Raw genomic sequence first — 19,312 nt, forward strand, 5'->3', positions numbered from 1 at the left:
ACGGCGCAAAGAGCGCCAAGAGAAAGAGGTAGACCATGGCACGGACCATCCTGAGCAATGCGCGGATCGTGCTCGAAGACGAGGTCATCGCCGGCACGCTGGTGATGCATGAGGGGCGCATAGAGGCGATCGATACGGGCCATGCCACCGTGGCCGGGGCCGAGGACTGCGACGGCGATCTGCTGATCCCCGGACTGATCGAGTTGCACACCGACAACCTCGAGCGTCACATGCAGCCGCGCCCCAAGGTGACCTGGCCGCATGCGGCGGCGATCCTTGCGCATGATGCCGAGCTGGCGGCCTGCGGCATCACTACGGTCTTCGATGCCATGCGCGTCGGATCGGTGGTGACCGATGCCAAGTCGAAATACGGAAAATATGCCCGCGCGCTGGCCGGAGAGCTGCTCGAGGCGCGCCGCCGCGACATGCTCAAGATCAGCCACTTCCTGCATCTGCGCGCCGAGACCTGCTCGGAAACACTGCTCGAGGAACTTGCCGAATTCGGTGCCGAGGACCGCGTGGGCATCCTGTCGCTGATGGACCACACGCCCGGACAGCGCCAGTTCCGCGATATCGAGAAGTACCGCGACTACATGTGCGGCAAGCACGGGTTGAGCGCCGAGGACTTCGACGCCCATGTGGACAATCTCACCCGGCTGCGCGGCACGCTCGGCGCGGCCCATGAGGCCGGCGCGGTGGCGGCGGCGCGGCGTCTCGGCGCGGTGCTGGCCAGCCATGATGACACCACTGCCGAGCATGTGGCGGTCAGCAAGGGGCACGGCGCGCGCCTTGCCGAGTTCCCCACCACGGTCGAGGCGGCGCGGGCCTGCAAGCAGATGGGCATCGCGGTGATGATGGGCGCGCCAAACCTCATCCGGGGCGGCTCGCATTCCGGCAACGTCGCGGCGGAAGAGCTGGCGCGGCACGATCTTCTGGACATCGTGTCGTCGGATTACGTGCCGGCGGCGCTGATGGGCGCGGCCTTCCTGCTCGCGGATCTCTGGGACGACCTGCCGCGCGGACTCGCCACGGTGAGCGCCGCGCCCGCCGCTGCCGCGGGGCTCGTCGATCGCGGCCGGCTCGCGCCGGGGCTGCTTGCCGACGTGGTGCGGCTGCGCCGGATCGAGGGCCAGCCCTGTCTGCGCGGCGTCTGGAGCCACGGGCGGCGCGTCGCCTGACGCGCGCCGGATATGCGTATTTGAAAAGAGAAGAAGGGTAGGGGCGCGGCCCCTGCCTTTCATCTTCCCGCAAATGCTCGGGGGCGAGGCGCACGGCGCCGAGGGGGCAGCGCACGAAAAAGGGGCCCCGCAGGGCCCCTTCGTCTTGTCCCGGATCAGCGGGATCAGCCGTCGTAATCGACCTCTTCCACCAGCCGCAGCGCCGCGCCGCGCTGTTCGGCAAGGGTCATCAGGTTGGTGTCGTCGGCGGTGAAGCTGCCCCAGCCCTTGACCAGATCGTCGGCCTCGGTGCCGGGCGCGATCGGGTACTCATAGTTGGCGTGGGCGTAGATCTCCTGCGCCTCGGGGGAGGTCAGGTATTCCATCATCTTCAGCGCGTTCTCGCGGTTCGGCGCTGATTTGGTCATCGCGACGCCGGAGATGTTCACATGGGTGCCGCCGTTCTCGAAGACCGGGAAGAGCACGTTGACCGAGTCGGCCCATTCCACCTGCTCGGGATCGTTCAGCATCTGGCCCATGTAGTAGGTGTTGCCGAGGCTGATGTCGCATTCGCCGGCCCAGATCGCCTTGACCTGCGCGCGGTCGTTGCCCTGCGGGCGACGGGCGAGGTTGTCCTTCAGACCCTGCAGCCACTCATTGGCATATTCCTCGCCGTGGTGGTGGATCATCGCCGCCACCAGCGCGACGTTGTAGTCATGCGTGCCGGAACGGGTGCAGATGCGGCCCTTCCACTTGGGGTCGGCGAGGTCCTCGTAGGTGGTGATCTCCGACGGATCGACGCGGTCCTTCGAGGCATAGACGATGCGCGCGCGCGTGGTCAGGCCGAACCACTGTCCGTCGGGGTCGCGGTACTGCGCCGGCACGTTCTCTTCGAGCACGGCGCTCTCCACCGGCTGGGTGACGCCGGCCTGCACGGCGGCGGCGAGGCGCGAGATGTCGACGGTGAAGATGAGATCCGCGGGCGAGCGGTCGCCCTCGGCGACGAGGCGCTCTTCGAGGCCCTTGTCGATATAGGCGACGTTCACGTCGATGCCGGTGGCTTCGGTGAAGGCGTCGGTCAGCGGCTGCAGCAGCTCGGGCTGACGGTAGGAGTAGAGATTCACCTCTTCGGCCAGCGCGGGTGCGGCAGTGGCGATCAGGGCGAGGGCGGTTCCGAGACGCAGCATCAAAGTCCTCCGGTCATGCAAGTCGGGTTTGGCTATTCGCGAGGGGCCAATTACCCGAGCGAAATTATCAGATCAATGCCCTATCGGAAAGATCAGGAATTGCTCTCCGGCTGCGTCCCGTTGGCGCGGGCGGATTTCTGCGCCTTCTCCGCGGCCTTGGCCTCGTCCCAGAGCGCATCCATCTCTGCGAGATCACTGTCCTCGGGGCGCTTGCCGCGGGTTTCGAGCGCTGCCTCGATCGACTTGAAGCGGCGGGTGAACTTGGCATTGGCGCGGCGCAGCGCCTGCTCGGGGTCGATCTTCATGTGCCGGGCGAGGTTGGCCATGACGAAGAGCAGGTCGCCGAATTCCTCCTCGGCGTGGTCGGGGTCGGTGGCCTCGCGCAGCTCCTGCGTTTCCTCGATCAGCTTGTCGATGACCTCGTCGGTCGAGGGCCAGTCGAAGCCGACGCGCGCCGCGCGGTTCTGCAGCTTCACCGCGCGCAGCAGCGCCGGGAGACCCAGGGCCACGCCGTCCAGCACGCCCTTTTCCGCCTTGGCGGCGCGTTCGGCGGCCTTGATCTTTTCCCAGTCGGCGGTCTGCTGCTCGGGGGATTTCTCGTTGCTCTCGTCGCCGAAGACATGCGGGTGGCGGGTGACCATCTTGTCGGACATGGTGTTGGCCACGTCTTCGAAGCTGAAGAGGCCGCGCTCCTCGGCCATCTGCGCGTGGAAGACCGACTGGAAGAGCAGGTCGCCGAGCTCGCCCTTCAGCTCGGCCCAGGCTTCGCGCTCGATGGCGTCGGCGACCTCGTAGGCTTCCTCGATCGTGTAGGGGGCGATGGTGCCGAAATCCTGTTCCAGGTCCCAGGGGCAGCCGGTCTCGGGGTGCCGCAGGCGGCGCATGATTTCCAGCAGGCGCGGCATGCCGCCCCTGGGATCGTGGATCAGGTCGTCACGCGGATCGAGGGTCATGGACATCTCCGGCAAATCGGTATTTGACCTTTTCCTGCTGCAAAGACCTTCAGGAGTCCACCCATGCCCATCGTGAACCGGATCGCGGATTACGCCGACGAGATGCGTACCTGGCGCCGTCATCTGCACCAGAATCCCGAGCTGAGCCTCGATTGCCACGGCACCGCGGCCTTCGTCGTGGCACGGCTGCGCGAGTTCGGGATCACCGAGATTCACGAGGGCATCGCCCAATCCGGCGTCGTGGCCATCATCGAGGGGCAGGGCGAGGGCCCAGTGACCGCGCTGCGTGCCGACATGGACGCGCTGCCGATGGACGAGGAGACCGGCGCGGAGCACGCCAGCCTCGTGCCCGGCAAGATGCACGCCTGCGGCCATGACGGGCATACCGCCATGCTGCTGGGCGCGGCGAAGTACCTGTCCGAGACGCGCAACTTCGCGGGCAAGGTGGCGCTGATCTTCCAGCCCGCCGAAGAGACCATCGGCGGCGGCCGGATCATGGTCGAAGAGGGCATCATGGACCGCTTCGGCGTTTCCGAGGTCTATGCCATCCACACCGACCCCTCGCTGCCGCTGGGCACCATGGCGACCACCCGCGGACCGATCATGGCGGCGGTCGACGATTTCGAGCTGGTGCTGACCGGCAAGGGCGGCCACGCGGCGCATCCCGACCTCTGCATCGACCCCGTGCCCTGCGCGTTGGCGATTGGACAGGCGCTGCTCTCGGTGCCGTCGCGCAATGCCGATCCGCTGAAGTCTCTGGTGGTCTCGCTGACCACGGTGCAGGGCGGCTCGGCGACCAATGTGATCCCCGAGACGATGCGGCTTGCCGGGACGATCCGCAGCTTCGATCCCGAGATTCGCGCCATGGCCGAACGCCGCCTGCGCGAGATCGTCGAGGGTCAGGCCATGGCCTATGGCGTCACCGCGGCGCTGGATTTCCAGCCGAACTATCCGCCGACCGTCAACCACGCCGCGCAGACCGATTTCGCGGTGAAGGTCGCCCAGGGCGTTGTCCCCGAGGTGCTTGACGAGATCGCGCCCTCGATGGGGGCCGAGGATTTCTCCTACATGCTCGAGGCGCGGCCGGGCTCCTTCCTCTACCTCGGACAGGGCATCGGTCCGTCGGTGCACCATCCGAAGTTCGATTTCAACGACGAGGCAGCGCCGCTTGGCGCCTCCTATTTCGTGAAGCTGATCGAAACTCGGCAACCCTTGCGGGCGTAAGGCTTTTCGGTCTTCATTGCGGGCAAGACCCCCCGGCCACTCCGGCCGGGGCGCGACCCGAGGAAAGACCGCGAATGCCCGTCATCAATTCCATCGCCGCCGACGCCGAGACGCTGAAGGCATGGCGCCGTCACCTGCACCAGCATCCCGAGCTGCAGTACGACTGCCACGAGACGGCGAAATTCGTGGTGGAAAAGCTCAAGGGGTTCGGCATCACCGAGATCCACGAGGGCATCGCGCAATCGGGCGTGGTGGCGATCATCGAGGGCCGAGGCACCGGGCGCACCATCGCGCTGCGCGCCGACATGGACGCGCTGCCGATGGAGGATCTGTCTGGCACCGATTATGCCTCGAAGGTTCCGGGTGTGGCGCATACCTGCGGCCATGACGGTCATACCACCATGCTGCTCGCCGCCGCCAAGTACCTTGCCGAGACGCGCAAGTTCGCCGGCCGCGTGGCGCTGATCTTCCAGCCCGCCGAAGAGGGCGGGGCCGGGGCCAAGGCGATGATCGACGAGGGGATCATGGACCGCTTCGACGTCTCCGAGGTCTATGGCATGCACAATGCGCCGGGCGACGCGCAGGGCCACTTCCTGACCACCGCCGGTCCGCTGCAGGCCTCGGCCGACGAGTTCCGCATCGACATCACCGGCAAGGGCGGCCACGGCGCCTCGCCGCAGGAGTGCATCGACCCGATCCCGGCGGGGGCGGCCATCGTGCAGGCGATGCAGACGATTGTCAGCCGCAACGTCAACGCGCTCGACCGGCTGGTGGTCTCGGTGACCGAATTCCACGCCGGCACCACCTTCAACATCATCCCCGGCACCGCCTACCTGACCGGCACCGTCCGCTGCTTCTCGCCCGAGACGCGCGACCTTGCCGAGCGCCGCATCCGCGAGATCGTCGATCTTCAGGCGCAGGTCTACGGCTGCACCGCCGAGCTGACCTACGATCGCGGCTACCCGGTCACTGTGAACCACCCCGAGCAGGCGGCCTTTGCCGCGGCGGTGGCGCGCGAGGTCGTGGGCGTCGACAAGGTTACCGACGATTGCGATCCGATCATGCCTGCCGAGGACTTCTCCTATATGCTCGAGGCGCGCCCCGGCGCGTACCTGTTCCTCGGGCAGGGCGACACTTTCGGCTGCCACCATCCGAAGTACGACTTCAACGACGAGATCGCGCCGATCGGCGCCAGCTTCTTCGCGCGGCTGATCGAGACCGCGCTGCCGCTTCAGGAGTGATCCCATGGCCCTCGAGGACGCGAAATCCCAGATCGACCATGCCTTCACCCGCGCCGAGCTGAAGGGGCCGAGTTTCGAGAACGTCTTCGGAGGCGCGGCCTCCTTCCTGCGCCGGCGCTACACCAAGGACCTTGCGGCGGCCGACATCGCGGTGACCGGCGTGCCCTTCGACCAGGCGGTGACCAACCGCACCGGCACCCGCTTCGGCCCGCGGGCGATCCGCGAGGCTTCGCTGCTGCAGCCCTGCGACGCGCCCTATGGCTGGGGATTCGACGTGCTGTCGGAGTTCGCCATCGCCGACTACGGCGATCTTGCCTTCGACTATGCCAACGTTCCGGCCTTTCCGGCGACGCTGGAGGCGCATGTTTCGGGCATCCTCGCAACGGACACCGCGGTGGTGACGCTGGGCGGCGATCATTCGATCACCCTGCCGATCCTCAAGGCCCATGCGGCCAAGTACGGGCCGCTTTCGGTGATCCAGTTCGATGCCCATACCGATACCTGGGCGGACGATGACTTCGGTCGGATCGACCACGGCACCTTCCTGTACAAGGCGGTGAAGCTGGGCCTCGTGGACCCTGCGCGCTCGGTGCAGATCGGCATCCGCACCGACAACCCCGACACGCTGGGTTTCAATATCATCGACGCCCGCACCCTGCACCGCATCGGCCCCGAGGCGGCGGCAGCCCGCGCGCGCGAGATCGTGCGCGGCCATCCGGTCTACCTGACCTTCGACATCGACGCGCTCGATCCGGCCTTTGCGCCGGGCACCGGTACGCCGGTCTGGGGTGGGCTGACGAGCCATCAGGCGGCGGTCTGCCTGCGCGAGTTGGCGGGGATCAACATGGTGGGGGGCGATGTCGTCGAGGTCTCGCCGCCCTTCGACACGACCGGCGCAACGGCCATCGCCGGGGCGCATGTGGCGACCGAACTGCTGTGCCTCTGGGGCTGGACCCGGCGCGGAACGACGGGCGCTGCATAGGCACAATCTTGCGAGCCGGGCGTGATGTGCTTTGATCGCGCGCGGAATTCGTGAAAACAGGACCCATCCGCCGTCCTAGGCGCGGCGGGCGGACAATGACGAAAGGAACGCGTGGTGCGCATGATATTCTGGGCTGTGCTTCTGCTGGGGATTGCCGGGCTGGCATGGATTAGGCTCGCACCCTCGGACCCCGCGGTCTGGAACGTCGATCCGCAGGTGAGCGCCGATCAGGATCTCGCCAGCGGCGTGCGCCGCCGCATTCAGGGGGGCACGGAAACCTTCGAACGGCTGCATCGGATCATCCTCGAGAGCCCGCGCACCGAGGTGCTGGCGGGCAGTCCCGGCGAAGGGCGCGCGACCTACGTGTCGCGCTCCAAATGGATGGGCTTTCCCGATTACACCACCGTGCAGCAGAACGAGGGCCAACTCGGGCTCTACGCGCGCCAGCGTTTCGGCCAGTCCGACATGGGGGTGAACAAGACCCGCGTCGATGGCTGGCTGGCGCGGCTGGCGGCGCAACAGGACTGAGGCGGCAAGGTCCTTCGAAGGACCTTGCAAATCTCTTTCAAGAGATTTGCTCCCGCGCTTGCCGCGGGAGCGTTCCGGGTGCCGGTCACTCCGCTGCGTAGCGCGCGGCGTTCTCGGCAAAGGGTGCCATCTGCTCTGCGAGCGCCTCGGTGAAGGCCGGTCGGGCCGTGCAGTCGGAGAGAAAGACGTCCAGCTTCGGGAATTGCGAGACGATCGGCGTGTCGCGCAGCCCTCGCAACACCGTGGCCATCAGCAGATCGGCGACGGTGAACTGCGCGCCGGCGAGCCAGTCCCGCCCTTCCATCGCTGCCTGAAGCTGCCCCAGCCGTCGCTCGACCGCCTTGCGGACCTCGCGTTCGATCGTCTCGGCCGCGGCCTTGTCGACCGGCAGGCGGTTCAACTGCTGGTACATCAGGATCGGCGGCTCGACGGTGTTCAGCGCGGCAAAGACCCAGCTCAGAGTGCGGGTCCGCCCGGCGGCATCCTCGGGAAGCAGCGCGCCGCCGCTGGCCTCGGCGATGCGCCACAGGATCGCGCCGCTTTCGAACATCGGCGTGTCGGCTGTGGTGAGCACCGGCACCTGGCCGAAAGGCTGGCGCGCCAGATGCGCGGGCGCGCCTTGGGTGCCCATGGCGAGCAGTTCCACCTCGTAGGGCAGGGCGGCTTCCTTCAGCGCCCAGCGGACGCGCAGGTCTCGCACCAGGCCCTGGGCAAACGGTGGAACCCAGTCGAAGGCGGTGACGGTCAGCGGGGCATCGGTCAAATCGGCGGGCATCGGGGCGACCCTTTCAGAAAGCTTGCGGGAGAAGAGAGCGAGTATCAATGCTTACGTTGATATCAACATATGTGGCCCCGGTCAAATCTTCCCGTCCCCGAGGGGGGCGGTCCGGCGATTGCCCGCTCTTGACCGCCGCGCGGCAATCGGGAAAGGAGGTCGGCATGATCCCCGCAGACCGCCTTCACCAGATCCGTGACCGTTTCGAGTATGTCCAGGCCTGCATGGCCGAGGGCCGCGGCGACATTGCCGCGCTGGGGCGGGAGTATGCAGACCTCAAGCCCGTGGTTGACCAGATCGCCGAGTGGGAGACGCTCCAGGCCGATCTCGCCGAGGCCGAGGAGATGCTCTCCGATCCCGAGATGAAGGCGCTGGCCGAGGAGGAGCTGCCGCAGCTGCGCGCCCGCATCCCCGAGGCCGAGCACGCGCTGCAACTGGCGCTGCTGCCGCGCGATGCCGCCGACGCCCGGCCCGCCATCCTCGAGATCCGCCCCGGCACCGGCGGCGACGAGGCGGCGCTCTTCGCCGGCGATCTCGCCCGCATGTACCAGCGCTACGCCGAGACCCGCGGCTGGCGCTGGGAGGTGATCGAGGAGCAGATGTCCGAGCTGGGCGGCATCAAGGAACTGGTGGTGCGGATCGAGGGCGAGAACGTCTTTGCCCGGCTGAAGTTCGAAAGCGGCGTGCACCGCGTCCAGCGTGTGCCCGAGACCGAGAGCGGCGGGCGCATCCATACCTCGGCGGCGACCGTGGCGGTGCTGCCCGAGGCCGAGGCGGTGGACATCGAAATCAACGCAAACGACATCCGCATCGACACCATGCGCAGCTCGGGGGCGGGCGGCCAGCACGTCAACACCACCGATTCCGCCGTGCGCATCACCCACATCCCGACGGGCCTCGTGGTGACTTCCTCGGAGAAGTCCCAGCACCGCAACCGCGAGATCGCCATGAACGTGCTGCGCGCGCGGCTCTACGACATGGAGCGGCAGAAGGCTGCCGACAGCCGTGCCTCGGACCGCAAGGCGCAGGTGGGCTCGGGCGACCGCTCGGAGCGCATCCGCACCTACAATTTTCCGCAGGGCCGGATGACCGATCACCGCATCGGCCTGACGCTGTACCGGCTCGAGTCGATCCTCGGCGGCGATCTCGACGAGATCATCGACGCGCTGACCGCCGATGCGCAGGCGGCGCTGCTGGCGGAGATGGCATGACCACGGGCTCGGCACTGCTTGCCCGCGCCACCGCGCGGCTGGTCGAGGCGGGGGTGGCCGACCCCGGCCGCGACGCCCGGCGGCTGATGGCGCATGTGCTGAAGGTGCCGCCGGGGCGGCTGACGCTGTTCCTGCCCGAGCCGATCGCGCCCGAGCACGCGGTGATCTTCGACGCGCTGATCGACCGCCGCGCGGCGCGCGTGCCGGTCTCGCACCTGATCGGGCGGCGGCAGTTCTACGGTCGTGAGTTCCTCGTCACGCCCGAAGTGCTCGACCCGCGCCCCGAGACCGAAATCCTGATCGAGGCGGCGCTTTCCGGCACCTTTGCGCGCGTGCTTGATCTCGGCACCGGCTCGGGCTGCATCCTGCTGACGCTGCTGGCCGAACGCGAGGGGGCCTCGGGCATCGGCACCGATCTCAGCGAGAAGGCGCTCGAGGTGGCCTTCTGGAACCGCAACGCGCTGTCGCTCGAGCCGCGCGCCGCGCTGGCGCAGGGCGACTGGTGGGGCGCTCTGGGGCGGGCGCCCGAGCGCTTTGACCTGATCGTCTCGAACCCGCCCTACATCGCGCTGTCCGAGATGGCAGAGCTGTCGCCGGAGGTGCGCGACCACGAGCCGCGCATGGCCCTGACCGACGAGGGCGACGGGCTCGCCGCCTACCGCGCCATCGCCGCCGGGGCCTTGGAACATTTGCTTCCGGGCGGACGGCTGCTGGTCGAGATCGGCCCTGCGCAGGGGGCAGATGTGGCGGCGCTCTTCGAAGCGGAGGGGCTTTGCGACGTCGCGGTCATCACCGATCTGGACGGGCGCGATCGGGTCGTCAGCGGGCGGCGTCAGGCGCTTTGAGCGGTCATTTCGCCGCTCGTGCGGGGAAATCGGCCGGAGCAACGTGATTTTTCTCTTGTAACGCCGGTCGTGAAATGGTTAGCAGGAGGGGTCGGAGCGGTGGATGCCTCACAGCGGTCCCGCTCGACGTTAACCCGACATTGGAGTGATCACGGTCAAGACCGCGCCGAAAAGGTGCAGCGCCGCGATCACAGGGACAGTCAGACACAAGGCTGATAGCAGACAAGATGCGATCCTCGAAATCCCGCTCGCGGTCGAAGAACAACCGCAACCGCAATACTCTTGGGAACGTCGTCAACCGCGTGTTCGACAGTTCGGGCCCGGAGGGCAAGGTGCGCGGCACGCCGCAGCAGATCATCGACAAGTACAACCAGCTTGCCCGCGACGCGGCGCTCGGCAACGACCGTGTCGCCGCCGAGAACTTCCAGCAGCACGCCGAACACTACATGCGCCTTCTCTCCGAAGCGCAGAAAGAGGCCGACCAGCGCCGCGAGCAGCAGGAACGCGAGAACCGCGAGCGTCAGGCGCAGCGTGATCGTGACCGCTCGGACCGGGACCAGCCGCGCGGCGAAGGCCGGGGCGAGGGCGGGCAGTCGGGTGGCAGCCAGCAGCCGGAGGTCAGCTTCGACGCACCGCCGCCGCGCCAGCCCGAGGTCGAGCAATCCGGGCTGCCGGGCATGGGGGACCAGCCCGACGTTCTCGGCGGCAGCAGCGAAGACGAGGACGACAGCGGCCTTGTCGAGACGCCGGAAAGCCGGGCCGAGACCAAGCCCAAGCCGCGCGCCCGCCGCGCCAAGAAGGACGAGGGCGGTGCCGCCCCCGCCGACGCAGGTGCCGAGACGCAACCGGCCGAGAAGCCCAAGCGTCCGCGCAAGCCGCGCAAGAAGCCCGAGGAAGCCGCGACCGACGGCGGTTCGGCGTCCGGCGCGGCCGAGTGATCCGGGGCTGATGGCCCTGTATGCAAGACTTCTGAAGGCCCCGCCGCATGGACGGGGCCTTTTGCTTGCGCCGCGTGGACCGGGCGCAGGGACGCGGGGGCCGGCATGACGCTGCACGTGGCGCTGCTGCGCGGGCTGAACGTCGGCGGTGCCAACGCGCTGCCGATGGCCGAGCTGCGGGCGCTCTGCGAGGGGCTGGGCTGGCGCAACGTGCAGAGCCACCTGGCCTCGGGCAATCTGATCTTCGAGGCAGAGGGAACGCGGGACGAGCTTGCCGCCCGCCTGCGCACCGCGCTGGCGGGGCGGGGGCTCGATGTGCCGGTGCTCGTGCTGCCACCCGCCGAGCTCCGTCGCGCGGTGACCGGATGCCCCTTTTCCCCGGCCGCGCCGAAGCTGGTCCACGCGGGTTTCCTGTACGGGCAGGCGGCAATCGATCGCGACCTCTTCGCGCGGCTCGCGGAACCGGGCGACGGACTGGAAGAGTCGGGCGGTCTTCTCTGGCTGCACACGCCCGGCGGCTTTGGCCGCTCGAAGCTGGCGCAGCGGCTCGAGGCGATTGCCGGTGTGCCGCTCACCGCGCGCAATCTGTCGTCGCTCGGCAAGCTCGTGCTGATGCTGGACGCTAGGGAAGAGACGCGCTAGAAGCCTTGCATGACCCTGCGCATCACCACCCTGATTTGCTGCATTACCCGCTGATTTCTTCGGCGGGCCGGTCTTCTATTCCAATCGAGAGACGAAGTTGCTAATCCCGCCGCGACCGCCGCGAAGGAGCGCGACATGACCATCTCGCTGACCAACACGAAGACCCGCCGCAAGGAGGTCTTCACGCCGATCGATCCCAGCAATGTCCGCATGTATGTCTGCGGGCCCACGGTCTACGACCGCGCGCACCTCGGCAACGCCCGCCCGGCCATCGTCTTCGACGTGCTGGCGCGGCTGCTGCGCCACGAATACGGCGCGGATCACGTGACCTACGTGCGCAACTTCACCGACGTCGACGACAAGATCAATGCCACCGCGCAGGCGCGCAAGGCGGCGGGCGATGCGCGCAGCCTCGAGGCGCTGATCGCCGAGCGGACGGAAGAGACGATCGGCTGGTACCTGCAGGACATGGGCGCGGTCGGTGTGGCCGAGCCCGACCACATGCCGCGCGCGACGCAGTTCATCCCGCAGATGGTCGCGATGATCGAGGGGCTGATCGCGGACGGGCATGCCTACGAGGCCGAGGGTCACGTGCTCTTCGCCGTCGAGAGCTACAAGAATTATGGCGCGCTGTCCGGCCGCTCGGTGGACGACATGATCGCCGGGGCGCGGGTCGAGGTCGCGCCCTACAAGCGCAACCCGATGGATTTCGTGCTGTGGAAGCCCTCTGCGGATGACTTGCCGGGCTGGGACTCGCCTTGGGGCCGGGGCCGTCCGGGCTGGCACATCGAGTGCTCGGCCATGTCCTTTGAACTGCTCGGCGAGAGCTTCGACATCCACGGCGGCGGCAACGACCTGATGTTCCCGCACCACGAGAACGAGATCGCCCAAAGCTGCTGCGCCCACCCGCATGGCGACTTCGCCAAGGTCTGGCTGCACAATGAGATGCTGCAGGTCGAGGGCAAGAAGATGTCGAAGTCGCTCGGCAACTTCTTCACCGTGCGCGACCTGCTCGACGGCCACGACGGGCAACCGGCGGTGCCGGGCGAGGTGATCCGCTTCGTCATGCTCTCGACCCATTACCGCAAGCCGATGGACTGGACCGCCGAGAAGGCGGCGCAGGCCGAGGCGACGCTACGTGGCTGGCGCTCTGTGACCGAGGGCGCCGTTCCGGGCGCGGCGGATGGCGAACTGGTGGCGCTGCTGTCGGACGACCTGAACACCTCGGGAGCGCTGACGCGGCTGCACAAGCTGGCCAAGGACGCGGCGGGCGATGCCGGCGCGGCAGGCGCGCTGCTGGCCTCGGCGCAGCTGCTGGGCCTGCTGACCGACGAGCTGGGCGATTGGGTCAGCGCCGGGCCGGACCTCTCCGGCCTCGCCGACCACCTCGCGGGGGTGCGCGCGAACGCCATGGAAACCAAGGATTTCTCCGAGGTCGACCGGCTCAAGACTGCGCTGATCGAAGCCGGGGTCGAGGTGCGCATGTCGAAGGCGGGGGTCGAGCTTCTGCCCGGCGCCGGCTTCGACGCCGCCAAGCTGGAGGGTCTGCTGTGAGCAAGGAACGTCTCTACATCTACGACACCACGCTGCGCGACGGGCAGCAGACGCAGGGTGTGCAGTTCTCCACCGCCGAGAAGCACCGCATCGTCGCGGCGCTCGACTCGCTGGGGGTGGACTACATCGAGGGTGGCTGGCCCGGCGCCAACCCCACGGACAGCGCCTTCTTCGACGAGGTGGGCCAGACCCGTGCCACTGTCACCGCCTTCGGCATGACCAAGCGGGCGGGGCGCTCGGCGGCCAATGACGACGTGCTGGCGGCGGTGCTGAATGCCGGCACGCCCTCGGTCTGCCTTGTCGGCAAGACCCACGAGTTCCATGTCACCACCGCGCTCGGCATCACGCTGCCGGAGAACCTCGAGGCGATCTCGGCCTCGGTGGCGCATTGCGTGGGGCTCGGGCGCGAGGCGCTGTTCGACGCGGAGCATTTCTTCGACGGCTACAAGGCCAACCCCGGCTATGCGCTGGACTGCGTGAAGGCCGCGCTGGACAATGGCGCGCGCTGGGTGGTGCTTTGCGACACCAACGGCGGCACGCTGCCCGAGGAGCTGGGCCGCATCGTGCGCGAGGTGATCGCCGCGGGCGTGCCCGGAGACAAGCTCGGCATCCACACCCACAACGACACCGAGAACGCCGTGGCCTGCACGCTGGCGGCGGTTGATGCGGGGGTGCGGCAGTTGCAGGGCACATTGAACGGCCTCGGCGAGCGCTGCGGCAATGCCAACCTCACGACGCTGATCCCGACGCTGCTGCTGAAGGAGCCCTATGCGTCGCACTACGAGACCGGGGTGAGCCTTGACGCCGTCGAGGGCATCACGCAGGTCAGCCGGATGCTCGACGAGATCCTCAACCGCGTGCCGATGCGGCAGGCGCCCTACGTCGGCAGTTCCGCCTTCGCCCACAAGGCGGGGCTGCACGCCAGCGCGATCCTCAAGGACCCCACCACCTACGAACACATCGATCCGGGCGTGGTGGGCAACCGCCGGGTCATCCCGATGTCGAACCAGGCCGGGCAGTCCAACCTGCGCCGCCGCCTCGCCGAGGCGGGGCTGGAGGTCGAGACGGGGGATCCGGCGCTGGGGCGCATCCTCGAACGGATCAAGGCCAAGGAGGCCGAGGGCTACACCTATGACACCGCGCAGGCGAGCTTCGAGCTGCTGGCGCGCGAGGAGCTGGGTTGCCTGCCCGAGTTCTTCGAGGTGAAGCGCTACCGGGTGACCATCGAACGCCGCAAGAACAAGTACGACAAGATGGTCTCGCTTTCGGAAGCGGTTGTGGTGGTCAAGATCGGCGGTGAGAAGAAGCTGTCGGTCTCGGACAGCCTCGACACCGAGGGGCACGACCGCGGCCCGGTCAACGCGCTGTCGAAGGCGCTGGCCAAGGACCTCGGTCCCTACCAGTCGGTGATCGACGACATGCGGCTGGTGGATTTCAAGGTGCGCATCACCCAGGGCGGCACCGAGGCGGTCACCCGCGTGATCATCGACAGCGAGGATGGCTCGGGACGGCGTTGGCAGACCGTCGGGGTCAGCGCCAACATAGTGGATGCCTCCTTCGAGGCGCTGCTCGATGCGGTGCGCTGGAAACTGATCCGCGATTGCGACGGGGCGGTGTGTGCAGCTCAGTGACGACCTGATCGCCTGCGCCGGGCTGATCGAGCGCGGCGACCCTGACCGGTTCGCCGCCGCCATGGCCGCGCCGCCCGAGGCGCGGCGCGTGCTCTTCCCGCTCTATGCCTTCAACCTCGAGGTCGCCCGCGCGCCCTGGGTGACGCAGGAGACGATGATCGCCGAGATGCGCCTGCAATGGTGGCGCGACGCCCTGGACGAGATCGCCAAGGGCGGCGAGGTGCGGCGGCACGAGGTGGTGACGCCGCTCTCGCAGGTGCTCGACCGGGACATGGCGACGCGCCTCGACTTGCTTGTCGGCGCGCGGCGCTGGGACATCTACCGCGACCCCTTCGAGGACCAGGAACACTTGGCGCGCTACCTCGAGGAGACCTCGGGGCTGCTGCTGCTGGCGGCGGGTCGGGCGCTGGGGGGGATCGACGAGCAGGTGGCGCTGGACGCGGGGTACGCCTTCGGCCTCGCCGCCTTCCTGCGCGCGGTGCCGGAGCTGGAGAGCAAGGGCCGGGTGCCGCTGCTTGACGGCCGACCCGAGGGCGTATCGGCGCTGGCGCGCGGCGGGCTCGAACGGCTGAAGCGGGCACGAAGGGGCTTTGGCGCAGTGCCGAAACCCGCTCGCCCCGCGCTTCTCGCCGGATGGCAGGCCGGGCCGCTGCTGGCGCTGGCGGCGAAGGAGCCGCAGCGCGTGGCCGAGGGGGCGCTGGACCTGTCCGAGTTTTCCAGGCGCGCGCGGCTCATGGCGGCGGCCTTCACCGGGCGGGTCTGAGCCGCCGGTCCCGTCCTGCCCCGTGATGTGCTATGATGCGGGGGTAGGGGAAGCGCATGAACCTTCCAGCGATCACCCTTGCCGTCGTCGCGACGGCCGCCGCTGCGCATGACTGGTACGAGCCGGTCTTTTGCAGCGGCAGGGACTGTGTCCCGATCCGCGCCAGCGACGCCCGTGCAAACGGCGGCTGGATCGTGACGCTCGGGCCGGAGGACCACCCGATGCTCTAGGGTCCCGGCGTCTATTACGTGCCCTATGAAGACTTCAGAATCCGGCCGTCGCAGGACGACCTGTTCCACCTGTGCATCAGCAATGTCCAGATGTGCCTCTACGTGCCGGATGGCGAGGGCTGAGAGGTGCAACTCCCTTCGGGGGAGCTTGCCTCATTCCGCCGGTTGCTCCGTGGGGCGCAGCACCAGCCAGATCAGCGCACCGCCCGCGAGCACAAGGAAGGGCGCCATCGCCATGACCACGGCGCTCCAGCCCTGCTGCGGCGTGCCGCCCGAGCAGTTCATCAGCCCGCCCGAGGCCAGCGAGGCGAAGGTCACCCCCCCGAAGACCAGCAGATCGTTCAGCCCCTGCATGCGGCCGCGCTCCTCGGCGCTATGCGCGCCGGCGAGCATGGTGGTGGCGCCGATGAAGCCGAAGTTCCAGCCGATGCCGAGCAGGACCAGCGCAAGGAAGAAGTTCTCCAGCTCGACCCCGGACATCGCCACGGCCCCGGCGCCGGCGAGGATGAAGAGGCCTAGTCCCATGACCTTCTCGACGCCGAAGCGGTTGATGATCTGGCCGGTGAAGAAGGACGGCGCGAACATCGCCAGCACATGGGCGCTCACGACGTTGGCGGCATCCGAGGTCTCGTAGCCGCAGCCGACCACCGCCAGCGGCGTGGAGGTCATCACGAGGTTCATCAGCGCGTAGCTCACCATGCCGCAGATCACCGCCACGGCGATGCGCGGGGTGGTCAGCAGGTGCCAGCGGGTGCGGCCGTACGGGCTGCCCTCCGCAGGGGCCGGGGGCTTCGGGATATCGAGGAAGAGAAACAGAAGCGCGCCCAACAGGTTGATGGCGATCACCGTGGCGTAGGTGCCGAAGAAGGGGACCACGTAGGCATTGGCGGTCAGCTTCACCAGCTGCGGGCCGATGAGGGCCGAGACCAGACCGCCCGCCATCACGTAGGAGATCGCCTTGGGCCGGAAGGCCGGGCTGGCGGTGTCGGCGGCGGCGAAGCGGTAGAAGCCCTGCGCCGACATGTAGAGCCCCGTCAGCAGGCTGCCGAGCAGGAAGATCGGGAAGGACTGCAGGTAGAGCCCCGTCGCCCCCACGATGCCCCCGAGCGTGCCGCCGAAAGTGCCGAGGAAGAACCCCGCGCGGCGACCGAAGCGCTGCATGAAGGCCGAGACCGGGGTGGCCGAGAGCATCGAGCCGAGCACGATCAGCGAGATCGGCAGCGTCGCGAAGCAGGGGTTCGGCGCCAGCGACTGGCCGGCGAGCCCGCCGATGGTGAAGATCATCGGCATCTGCGCGCCGAGGAAGGCCTGCGCGAGAACCAGAACGGTGACGTTGCGCCGGGCGCGGGAAGCGGAGGATGCCTGCATGGCGTTATCGGTAGGGTGGGGCGCGTGCCAACGCAAGGGCCTGCAGACGCGGCTTGGCGTCGCTCCTCGCAACGGTGGCCAGTGCGCCGCGACTGCGTTAGGACAGGGGAGCATGAAAGGCGGGGCGCAGATGGCACAGAGCGAGACTTTAGCGGTCGGACGGATCATCCATTCGGATGCCTGCGTGACCGAGGGCTGCGATTGGCTGGCGGCGGCCGAGCCGCGCTTTGCCCATGCGCTGGAACTGACCGGCCCGCTGCCGCTGCGGCGGCGCGAGGACGGTTTCGGGCAGCTCCTGTCGGCGATCGTCAGCCAGCAGGTCAGCGTCGCCTCGGCGCGGGCGATCTGGGCGCGGCTCGAGGCGGCGGAGATGATCACCCCCGAGGCGATCCGCGGCACCGATCTCGAGGGGCTGCGGGCGCTCGGCCTGTCGCGGCAGAAGGCCACCTATGCGCAGGCGCTGGCCGCCGAGGGCATCGACTTCGACGCGCTGCGCGACGCGCCCACGCCGGTGGTGGTCGAGACGCTGACGGCGGTGAAGGGCATCGGCGTCTGGACCGCCGAGATCTACGCCATGTTCTCGCTCGGCCATGCGGATGTCTTCGCGCCGGGGGATCTGGCGTTGCAGGAGGCGGCGCGGCTGCTTTTCGAGCTGGACGACCGGCCGAAGGAACGCGCCCTGCGGCAGATGGCCGAGGCCTGGAGTCCCTGGCGGGCAGTTGCGGCGCGCGCGCTCTGGGCCTACTACCATGTGCGTAAGCAACGAGAAGGTATTGCATGACCCGCGTTCTCCAGGCCGGCCGCAAGGGCCCCGCATCGGGCGAGACCCGTTCCTGCGTCGTCTTCCTGCACGGCTATGGCGCCAATGGTGCCGACCTCTTGGGCCTCGCCGATCCGCTGGCCGAGCACCTGCCCGACACGATGTTTGTCGCTCCCGACGCGCCCGAGGATTGTGCCGGCTCGCCGATGGGCTTCCAATGGTTCCCGATCCCCTGGATCGACGGCTCGTCGGAAGAGGAATCCATGCAGGGCATGGCCCGTGCAGTCGAGGACCTGAACGCCTTTCTCGATGCGCTGATGGTCGACGAGGACCTGCTGCCAGAGCAGGTGGCGCTCTTCGGTTTCTCGCAGGGCTCGATGATGTCCCTGCATGTCGCGCCCCGGCGCGAGGACGAGGTCGCTGGGGTGGTGGCCTTCTCGGGGCGGCTGATCTCGCCCGAGCTTCTGGCCGACGAGGTGGTGAGCCGCCCGCCCGTGCTGCTGGTGCATGGCGATCAGGACGAGGTGGTGCCGCCCGAGTCGCTGCCCGCTGCCGCCGAGGCGTTGCAGGGTGCCGGCTGGAAGGAAGTCTATGCCCACGTCATGAAGGGCACCGGTCACGGCATCGACCCCGAGGGTCTGGGCGTGGCACTGGCCTTCCTGCGCGACAAGTGCGGGTTCTAGGTCGCGCTTTGCGCGACCCGCGCGTGTAGCGGGTCCGCTTAGCGGACCTGCGGCTGCGCCCATCAGGGTGCGGCGGGGACTGGCGCGCGTCAGAGCCCGCCGAGCAAGACGTTGACCCGTTACGCCCAGAGCTTCGGCTCGGCCAGCTCCACCGAGTTTCCGGCCGGGTCGCGGAAGTAGATCGAGCGCGCGCCGTTCGGCCATGTGAAATCCGCCTCTATCGGCACCTCTGCCTGCTGCAACCGCTTGCGCCAGCGCTCCAGCGCCGCACCGGGCATGGCCAGGCAGACATGGCCCGGCCCGCGCGCCCCGTGACCGGGCACCGGCAGCGCGGGGTTGCGCGGCGGCTTCTCGGTTTCCTCGGGATTGAAGATCAGCAGGACGCCGGTGCCGACGCGGAAGAAGACGTGGCGCCGGTCCATTCGTTGCAGCTTCTCCAGACCCAGTATCCCACCATAGAAGGTCTCGGCGGCGTCGAGATCGGCGCAATAGAGCGCGGCTTCGAGCAGGAACGGGGGCGGGGCCGCATCGGCCAGGGGCAGGTCACTCATGCGAGAAGACTAGCCGATGACGCGCCGTGGTGTCATGCTCATGTCATGAGCATCACCTATCCACAGGGGCATCAGGGCAGATAGCGAGG

Annotated in this window: 20 protein-coding genes; 15 read left to right on the plus strand and 5 right to left on the minus strand. The window is 68.3% G+C overall.

The annotated features are described in order from the left end of the window. Window positions 1-35 precede the first annotated feature (35 nt). Window positions 36-1,178 (plus strand): alpha-D-ribose 1-methylphosphonate 5-triphosphate diphosphatase, encoded by a 1,143-nt coding sequence (locus tag IQ782_RS00535; protein WP_194132663.1) that lies wholly within the window; start codon window positions 36-38, stop codon window positions 1,176-1,178. 164 nt (window positions 1,179-1,342) lie between these two features. Here the strand turns inward: IQ782_RS00535 and IQ782_RS00540 are convergent, their stop codons facing one another. Both IQ782_RS00540 and mazG read right to left on the minus strand, forming a co-directional pair. Beyond that, on the minus strand, window positions 1,343-2,344 hold the full coding sequence (locus IQ782_RS00540) for a Fe(3+) ABC transporter substrate-binding protein (protein ID WP_194132664.1): 1,002 nt from the start codon (window positions 2,342-2,344) through the stop codon (window positions 1,343-1,345). A 92-nt stretch (window positions 2,345-2,436) separates the two neighbouring features. Continuing rightward, window positions 2,437-3,297: a nucleoside triphosphate pyrophosphohydrolase gene (mazG, locus tag IQ782_RS00545; RefSeq protein WP_194132665.1), complete on the minus strand. Its 861-nt coding sequence runs from the start codon at window positions 3,295-3,297 to the stop codon at window positions 2,437-2,439. A gap of 63 nt (window positions 3,298-3,360) precedes the next feature. Between mazG and IQ782_RS00550 the strand changes: the two genes are divergently transcribed. The 4 genes from IQ782_RS00550 (at window position 3,361) to IQ782_RS00565 (ending at window position 7,272) form a co-directional block, all read left to right on the plus strand. Next, the gene (locus tag IQ782_RS00550; protein WP_194132666.1) at window positions 3,361-4,521 is read left to right on the plus strand and encodes a M20 aminoacylase family protein; all 1,161 of its coding nucleotides are present in this window, start codon (window positions 3,361-3,363) and stop codon (window positions 4,519-4,521) included. A 74-nt stretch (window positions 4,522-4,595) separates the two neighbouring features. Next, a complete protein-coding gene (locus IQ782_RS00555; protein ID WP_194132667.1) occupies window positions 4,596-5,762 on the plus strand; it encodes a M20 aminoacylase family protein in 1,167 nt (388 codons plus the stop codon). A gap of 4 nt (window positions 5,763-5,766) precedes the next feature. Beyond that, a complete protein-coding gene (gene speB / locus IQ782_RS00560) occupies window positions 5,767-6,744 on the plus strand; it encodes an agmatinase (protein WP_194132668.1) in 978 nt (325 codons plus the stop codon). 120 nt (window positions 6,745-6,864) lie between these two features. Then, a complete protein-coding gene (locus IQ782_RS00565; protein ID WP_194133184.1) occupies window positions 6,865-7,272 on the plus strand; it encodes a DUF1499 domain-containing protein in 408 nt (135 codons plus the stop codon). Between the two features lie 85 nt (window positions 7,273-7,357). Here IQ782_RS00565 and IQ782_RS00570 read toward each other — a convergent pair whose 3' ends face one another. Further along, complete coding sequence (locus tag IQ782_RS00570) at window positions 7,358-8,047, minus strand: glutathione S-transferase family protein (RefSeq protein ID WP_194132669.1); 690 nt, start codon at window positions 8,045-8,047, stop codon at window positions 7,358-7,360. A 164-nt stretch (window positions 8,048-8,211) separates the two neighbouring features. Between IQ782_RS00570 and prfA the strand changes: the two genes are divergently transcribed. The 8 genes from prfA to IQ782_RS00610 all read left to right on the plus strand — a co-directional run bounded on the left by prfA (window position 8,212) and on the right by IQ782_RS00610 (window position 15,861). Further along, window positions 8,212-9,258, plus strand: coding sequence for a peptide chain release factor 1 (prfA, locus tag IQ782_RS00575; RefSeq protein ID WP_194132670.1), 1,047 nt, complete (start codon window positions 8,212-8,214; stop codon window positions 9,256-9,258). Next, a complete protein-coding gene (gene prmC, locus IQ782_RS00580; protein ID WP_194132671.1) occupies window positions 9,255-10,103 on the plus strand; it encodes a peptide chain release factor N(5)-glutamine methyltransferase in 849 nt (282 codons plus the stop codon). Before prfA ends, prmC begins: the two co-directional genes overlap by 4 nt. Before the next feature lie 227 nt (window positions 10,104-10,330). After that, window positions 10,331-11,041 carry a DUF4167 domain-containing protein gene (locus tag IQ782_RS00585; protein WP_194132672.1) on the plus strand — a complete coding sequence of 237 codons (711 nt, stop codon included), beginning with the start codon at window positions 10,331-10,333 and terminating at the stop codon, window positions 11,039-11,041. Window positions 11,042-11,146: 105 nt separating this feature from the next. Next, window positions 11,147-11,683, plus strand: coding sequence for a DUF1697 domain-containing protein (locus IQ782_RS00590; protein WP_194132673.1), 537 nt, complete (start codon window positions 11,147-11,149; stop codon window positions 11,681-11,683). Between the two features lie 135 nt (window positions 11,684-11,818). After that, entirely contained in the window at window positions 11,819-13,237 is a 1,419-nt protein-coding gene (gene cysS / locus IQ782_RS00595; protein ID WP_194132674.1) for a cysteine--tRNA ligase, read from the plus strand. Beyond that, window positions 13,234-14,868, plus strand: a complete 1,635-nt coding sequence (cimA, locus tag IQ782_RS00600; protein ID WP_194132675.1) for a citramalate synthase — start codon at window positions 13,234-13,236, stop codon at window positions 14,866-14,868. The genes cysS and cimA overlap by 4 nt, the downstream gene beginning before the upstream one ends. Continuing rightward, window positions 14,855-15,631, plus strand: a complete 777-nt coding sequence (locus tag IQ782_RS00605) for a squalene/phytoene synthase family protein (RefSeq protein ID WP_194132676.1) — start codon at window positions 14,855-14,857, stop codon at window positions 15,629-15,631. The genes cimA and IQ782_RS00605 overlap by 14 nt, the downstream gene beginning before the upstream one ends. A gap of 56 nt (window positions 15,632-15,687) precedes the next feature. Then, window positions 15,688-15,861 carry a hypothetical protein gene (locus tag IQ782_RS00610; protein WP_194132677.1) on the plus strand — a complete coding sequence of 58 codons (174 nt, stop codon included), beginning with the start codon at window positions 15,688-15,690 and terminating at the stop codon, window positions 15,859-15,861. 153 nt (window positions 15,862-16,014) lie between these two features. Here IQ782_RS00610 and IQ782_RS00615 read toward each other — a convergent pair whose 3' ends face one another. Next, window positions 16,015-17,229, minus strand: coding sequence for an MFS transporter (locus IQ782_RS00615; RefSeq protein ID WP_194132678.1), 1,215 nt, complete (start codon window positions 17,227-17,229; stop codon window positions 16,015-16,017). A 112-nt stretch (window positions 17,230-17,341) separates the two neighbouring features. Here IQ782_RS00615 and IQ782_RS00620 point away from each other — a divergent pair, with 112 nt between their 5' ends. Further along, window positions 17,342-18,010, plus strand: coding sequence for a DNA-3-methyladenine glycosylase family protein (locus IQ782_RS00620; RefSeq protein WP_240989013.1), 669 nt, complete (start codon window positions 17,342-17,344; stop codon window positions 18,008-18,010). Continuing rightward, window positions 18,007-18,672, plus strand: coding sequence for an alpha/beta hydrolase (locus IQ782_RS00625; RefSeq protein WP_194132679.1), 666 nt, complete (start codon window positions 18,007-18,009; stop codon window positions 18,670-18,672). The genes IQ782_RS00620 and IQ782_RS00625 overlap by 4 nt, the downstream gene beginning before the upstream one ends. Window positions 18,673-18,791: 119 nt before the next feature. On the opposite strand, the gene IQ782_RS00630 is transcribed toward IQ782_RS00625, so the two are convergent. Next, window positions 18,792-19,223: a VOC family protein gene (locus tag IQ782_RS00630; RefSeq protein ID WP_194132680.1), complete on the minus strand. Its 432-nt coding sequence runs from the start codon at window positions 19,221-19,223 to the stop codon at window positions 18,792-18,794. Window positions 19,224-19,312 lie beyond the last annotated feature (89 nt).

The sequence above is a fragment of the Salipiger mangrovisoli genome, from assembly GCF_015223355.1.
GTDB classification, from domain to species: Bacteria; Pseudomonadota; Alphaproteobacteria; order Rhodobacterales; family Rhodobacteraceae; genus Salipiger; species Salipiger mangrovisoli.

Bases quoted from the DNA above. Each gene is read 5' to 3' on its own strand.
- IQ782_RS00535 (WP_194132663.1), top strand. From the start codon at position 36: ATGGCACGGACCATCCTGAGCAATGCGCGGATCGTGCTCGAAGACGAG.
- IQ782_RS00540 (WP_194132664.1), bottom strand. From the start codon at position 2,344: ATGCTGCGTCTCGGAACCGCCCTCGCCCTGATCGCCACTGCCGCACCC.
- mazG (WP_194132665.1), bottom strand. From the start codon at position 3,297: ATGACCCTCGATCCGCGTGACGACCTGATCCACGATCCCAGGGGCGGC.
- IQ782_RS00550 (WP_194132666.1), top strand. From the start codon at position 3,361: ATGCCCATCGTGAACCGGATCGCGGATTACGCCGACGAGATGCGTACC.
- IQ782_RS00555 (WP_194132667.1), top strand. From the start codon at position 4,596: ATGCCCGTCATCAATTCCATCGCCGCCGACGCCGAGACGCTGAAGGCA.
- speB (WP_194132668.1), top strand. From the start codon at position 5,767: ATGGCCCTCGAGGACGCGAAATCCCAGATCGACCATGCCTTCACCCGC.
- IQ782_RS00565 (WP_194133184.1), top strand. From the start codon at position 6,865: ATGATATTCTGGGCTGTGCTTCTGCTGGGGATTGCCGGGCTGGCATGG.
- IQ782_RS00570 (WP_194132669.1), bottom strand. From the start codon at position 8,047: ATGCCCGCCGATTTGACCGATGCCCCGCTGACCGTCACCGCCTTCGAC.
- prfA (WP_194132670.1), top strand. From the start codon at position 8,212: ATGATCCCCGCAGACCGCCTTCACCAGATCCGTGACCGTTTCGAGTAT.
- prmC (WP_194132671.1), top strand. From the start codon at position 9,255: ATGACCACGGGCTCGGCACTGCTTGCCCGCGCCACCGCGCGGCTGGTC.
- IQ782_RS00585 (WP_194132672.1), top strand. From the start codon at position 10,331: ATGCGATCCTCGAAATCCCGCTCGCGGTCGAAGAACAACCGCAACCGC.
- IQ782_RS00590 (WP_194132673.1), top strand. From the start codon at position 11,147: ATGACGCTGCACGTGGCGCTGCTGCGCGGGCTGAACGTCGGCGGTGCC.
- cysS (WP_194132674.1), top strand. From the start codon at position 11,819: ATGACCATCTCGCTGACCAACACGAAGACCCGCCGCAAGGAGGTCTTC.
- IQ782_RS00610 (WP_194132677.1), top strand. From the start codon at position 15,688: ATGAACCTTCCAGCGATCACCCTTGCCGTCGTCGCGACGGCCGCCGCT.
- IQ782_RS00615 (WP_194132678.1), bottom strand. From the start codon at position 17,229: ATGCAGGCATCCTCCGCTTCCCGCGCCCGGCGCAACGTCACCGTTCTG.
- IQ782_RS00620 (WP_240989013.1), top strand. From the start codon at position 17,342: ATGAAAGGCGGGGCGCAGATGGCACAGAGCGAGACTTTAGCGGTCGGA.
- IQ782_RS00625 (WP_194132679.1), top strand. From the start codon at position 18,007: ATGACCCGCGTTCTCCAGGCCGGCCGCAAGGGCCCCGCATCGGGCGAG.
- IQ782_RS00630 (WP_194132680.1), bottom strand. From the start codon at position 19,223: ATGAGTGACCTGCCCCTGGCCGATGCGGCCCCGCCCCCGTTCCTGCTC.